Origin of the sequence: Streptomyces sp. NPDC005266, assembly GCF_040607655.1 — a bacterium.
In the GTDB taxonomy this organism is placed as follows: Bacteria; Actinomycetota; Actinomycetes; order Streptomycetales; family Streptomycetaceae; genus Streptomyces.
In genome coordinates, this window is sequence record NZ_JBEXHC010000021.1 from 47149 (window position 1) to 51255 (window position 4107).

Sequence of the window (4107 nt, forward strand, 5' to 3'; positions counted from 1 at the left end):
CGCCGTCCTGCGTGCCGTCCCGCGCGCCGTCCTGCGTGCCGTCCCGCGCGCCGTCCTGCGTGCCGTCCCGCGCGCCGTCCTGCGTGCCGTCCCGCGCGCCGTCCTGCGTGCCGTCCCGCGTGCCGTCCTGTTCGCCGCCCGCCACCCGTAACCCTCCCGATCCGCTTCTGCTGCCGGAAGGCACCAACACACTGGTGCGCGGATTTCATCCTGCCGCAACGAACCGGGGGCCGGCGCGGGGAGTGGATCAAGCCACCGCGCTGTCCTCCTCCGGAGGGGCGGTGACGGCGGCGCAGCGCATCGCGATGTCGTCCAGCCGCAGGCCGAGGGTGGTGGCCAGCGCCGCGATGGTGAAGAAGGCGGGGGTCGGGGCCCGGCCGGTCTCGATCTTGCGGAGGGTCTCGGCGGAGATCCCGGCTCCGGCGGCGATCTCGGCCATGCTGCGCTCGCCGCGGGCCTGCCGCAGCAGAGCGCCGAGGAAGCGGCCGCGTTCGCGTTCGAGCGGGGTGAGAGGGGTGCGCACCATGACCGTGATACTAATACCGGTATAAGAATTGGCCCGCCGGTAGGGGAATCGGGCCGGACCACACGGAAGGCAGCGAGCCATGGTGGAGATCAAGACCGACACGTCCCTGGACGCCATGCGCGAGGCAGGCCGCGTCGTGGCCCAGGCGCTCGCCGCCGTACAGCGCGCGGCGGCGGTCGGCGTCTCGCTGCGCGAGCTGGACGAGACGGCGCGGGAGGTGCTGCGCGAAGCCGGGGCCGGCTCCCCTTTCCTCGGCTACCGGCCGCAGTTCGCGCCCACCCATTTCCCGGCGGTCATCTGCGCCTCCGTCAACGACGCCATCGTCCACGGCATCCCGGACGGCTACCGCCTGCGCGACGGCGATCTGCTGAGCGTCGACTGCGGCGCGACCATCGACGGCTGGACCGGCGACGCCGCCGTCAGCTTTACGGTCGGCACCCCGCGCCCCGCCGATCTCCGGCTGATCGAGGCGACCCGGCGGGCGCTGGAGGCGGGCATCGCGGCGGCCGTCGCCGGGGCCCGGGTCGGCGACATCTCCCACGCCGTGGGGGCGGTCGGACGCGCCGCGGGCTATGGCATCCCCGCGGACTTCGGCGGCCATGGCGTCGGCCGCCGGATGCACGAGGATCCGGCGGTGCCCAACGAGGGGCGTCCGGGCCGCGGCTATCCGCTCCGGCACGGGCTGGTGCTGGCCATCGAGCCGATGTTCCTGGCGGGCGGCCGGGACGCCTACACGACGGACCCCGACGGGTGGACGCTGCGGACGGCGGACGGCAGCCGCGCCGCCCACAGCGAGCACACCGTGGCGATCACGGACGAGGGGCCGAGGGTGCTGACGGCGCCGTAATCCTCAGCGCCCGCCGCAACCCCCGACCCCCGTAACCCTCGGCGTCCCCGTAACCCTCGGCCTCCCCGTACGCCTCGGCCTCCCCGTACGCCTCGGCCTCCCCGTGCCCCTCAGTCCTTCGTGACCCGCAGCTCCTCGATGCCCGCGCGCTTCTTGTCGTCCGCGGACCGGAGCGTGACACGTACGAAGCGGGCCGGGCCACTCGTCCCCTCGCGCCAGTGCCGTCCGTCCAGCGAGGTCCGCACCGCGTACGAGGCGGGGCGGGTGCCGGTCCAGCGCGGGGTGACCTTCGCGATGCGCGCCGCCCGGCCGAGGTCGGCGGTGAGCGTGCCCTTGGCCGCGTTGGGCACCCAGGCGGTGGCCGTGTCGCCGTCCAGGGCGGCGCCCGCGTACATGCCGGGCTCCTCGGTGGAGGCCGTCCCCGTCGTGCTGGGTCGGTGACGCCTCCGGTGTCCAGCTCGGGTGCCGCGGGCGCTGGCGTGCTCGCCGTCACAGGGACGACGACCGCCGCGCCTCCCCCTCCCGCACCGGACGCCCCTCGCGCACGATCCGGCTGCCCCTGCGCGGCGGCCGGCCCTCCTCGTACCTGCGGAACACCGCCCGGCACACCAGCAGCGCCGCCGCGAACACCGGCAGCCAGGCCGTCCGGGCCAGGACCCAGCCGGTGCCGTCGGGGACGGTGTGCAGTCCGGGCAGGGGGCGGCCCGCGAAGAGGCCGGTCGCGGTGACCGCCATCATGGCGGTCTGGTGCCACAGGAAGACGGTCATCGCGGAGAGGTTGACCAGCGCCACCGCCGCCCAGAGGGCGGGCCGCACGAGCACCCGCCGCAGCGGGCCGAGCAGCAGCAGGGCCGCCCCGCACTGGGCGAGGCCGAAGGTGACGGCGGCCAGGGTGGGTGGGTTGAGGTTGGAGACCGGGGCACCTGGCACGCCGACCATGGACGCCGGATAGCCGCCGAACGCGACCAGCCCGGCGGTGACCACCCCGCCCCCGGTCAGCAGCACCCACCCGGCCCTACGCCCGCGCAGCTCACCGCGGGCCCAGGCCGCGCCCAGGCAGTACGGGACGAGCCAGCCCGCCGCAACATTGATCCAGCCGAGCCAGGACGGGCCGCCGAAGCCGAACCGGGCCAGGTCGACGTAGAGGACGACGGCGAGCGGCCATAAGGGGTGCAGCCGCGCCACGAGCGGGGTCGCCGCCGTCAGGCCCGCGAAGACCAGGAGGAACCACAGCGGCGAGAGGACCAGCCTGAGCAGCGTATGGACGGTCAGCAGGCCCGCCCCCGAGGCGATCAGTGCCCCCGCCGCCACCGTCCACACCACCGCCACGGCAGCAACCGGCCGGAACAGCCGCCCCATCCGGGCGCCGAGCCACCGCCGGTAGGGGATGCCCCGGGCGTGGGCGCAGGCGTGCCTCCTTGCGTTCATCTGCCCACCGACCAGGAAGAAGACGGCGAGGGTCTGGAACGCCCAGGAGAGCGGGGCCAGTTGGGGCAGATATCGCAAGGGGCTGGCGCAGCGCACCGTGCCGCCGTCGACGACCAGGGCGGTCACCAGCCAGTGGCCGAGCACCACGCCGAGGATGGCGACGGCCCGCAGGGCGTCCACGGCACGGTCCCGGTCGGGCGGGGTGGCGGAGTCGATCCGCCGAATCAGCTCACGCATCACGGCCTGCCACGGCGACGACCGCGGCCGGCAGAGCGCGACGAGGACGGGACGCCATGGGTGCCCCCTTCCGTACGGGATCTCATGCGTACGGAAGCTAAGGAGCAGGCCGGGTCGTCGGCGTCCCGCCAGGGTGTGCACTTACCGATAGGCCTCAGGTACTACGGGTACTCAGGGCTACCCCGTTGAGCGCCGATGAGTTTCGCCCGTCGCTTCGGTCTGCCCTCCGTAACCGAGTGATCTGGAGAAGGGTGAGGCCATGAGCTACGCCGACGTCAACGGAGTGTCCCTGTACTTCGAGGAGCACGGTTCGGGTCCGGGCGATCCCCTGGTGCTGCTGCACGGTGGGTTCGGGGCCGGTGAGATGTTCGCGCCCCTGCTGCCCGGCCTGGCCGAGGGGCGGCGGGTGATCCTGGTCGACCTGCAGGCGCACGGCCGTACGGCGGACATCGACCGCCCGCTGCGCCTGGAGTCGATGGCGGACGACATCGCCGCTCTGCTCAAGCACCTCGGCCTCGCTCGGGCGGATGTGCTGGGCTACTCGATGGGGGCGGGGGTCGCGCTGCGTACCGCCATCCAGCATCCGGATCTGGTGCGCCGTCTGGTGGTGGTCTCCATGCCGGCCCGGCGGGACGGCTGGTTCCCTGAGGTCACGGCGCAGATGGACCAGATGGGTCCGGCGGCCGCGGAGCCGATGAAGCAGTCCCCGATGTACGAGGTGTACGCCCGGCTGGCCCCCCGACCGGAGGACTGGCCGGTGCTGGTCGGCAAGAGCACCGAGATGATCCAGCGGGACTACGACTGGAGCGCCGAGATCGCGGACATCACCGCCCCGGTGCTGCTGGTCTTCGGCGACGGCGACGCCGTGCGGCCCGCGCACATGGTGGAGTTCTTCGCCCTGCTCGGCGGTGGCCTGAAGGACCCGGGCTGGGACGGCAGCGGCGACCGCACGGCGTCCCGGCTGAGCATCCTGCCGGGCGCCACGCACTACGACATCCTGACCTCGCCGCTGCTGGCGGGGGTGGTCCTGCCGTTCCTCGACGCCCAAGGGTGAGTCCTAGGGCGTGCC

General features: G+C 73.8%; 4 protein-coding genes and 1 pseudogene. 2 read left to right on the forward strand and 3 right to left on the reverse strand.

Going from position 1 to position 4107, the window contains the following annotated elements:
• Positions 1-247 precede the first annotated feature (247 nt).
• Positions 248-526, reverse strand: a complete 279-nt coding sequence (locus ABZU99_RS28330) for a helix-turn-helix transcriptional regulator (RefSeq protein WP_356050483.1) — start codon at positions 524-526, stop codon at positions 248-250.
• Positions 527-605: 79 nt separating this feature from the next.
• Between ABZU99_RS28330 and map the strand changes: the two genes are divergently transcribed.
• Entirely contained in the window at positions 606-1373 is a 768-nt protein-coding gene (gene map, locus ABZU99_RS28335) for a type I methionyl aminopeptidase (RefSeq protein ID WP_356050484.1), read from the forward strand.
• A 110-nt stretch (positions 1374-1483) separates the two neighbouring features.
• Here map and ABZU99_RS28340 read toward each other — a convergent pair.
• Positions 1484-1780: pseudogene (locus ABZU99_RS28340) on the reverse strand (discoidin domain-containing protein); the annotation flags it as partial.
• An 82-nt stretch (positions 1781-1862) separates the two neighbouring features.
• A complete protein-coding gene (locus ABZU99_RS28345) occupies positions 1863-3038 on the reverse strand; it encodes an acyltransferase (protein WP_356050485.1) in 1176 nt (391 codons plus the stop codon).
• 259 nt (positions 3039-3297) lie between these two features.
• Between ABZU99_RS28345 and ABZU99_RS28350 the strand changes: the two genes are divergently transcribed.
• Positions 3298-4092: an alpha/beta hydrolase gene (locus ABZU99_RS28350; protein ID WP_356050486.1), complete on the forward strand. Its 795-nt coding sequence runs from the start codon at positions 3298-3300 to the stop codon at positions 4090-4092.
• Positions 4093-4107 lie beyond the last annotated feature (15 nt).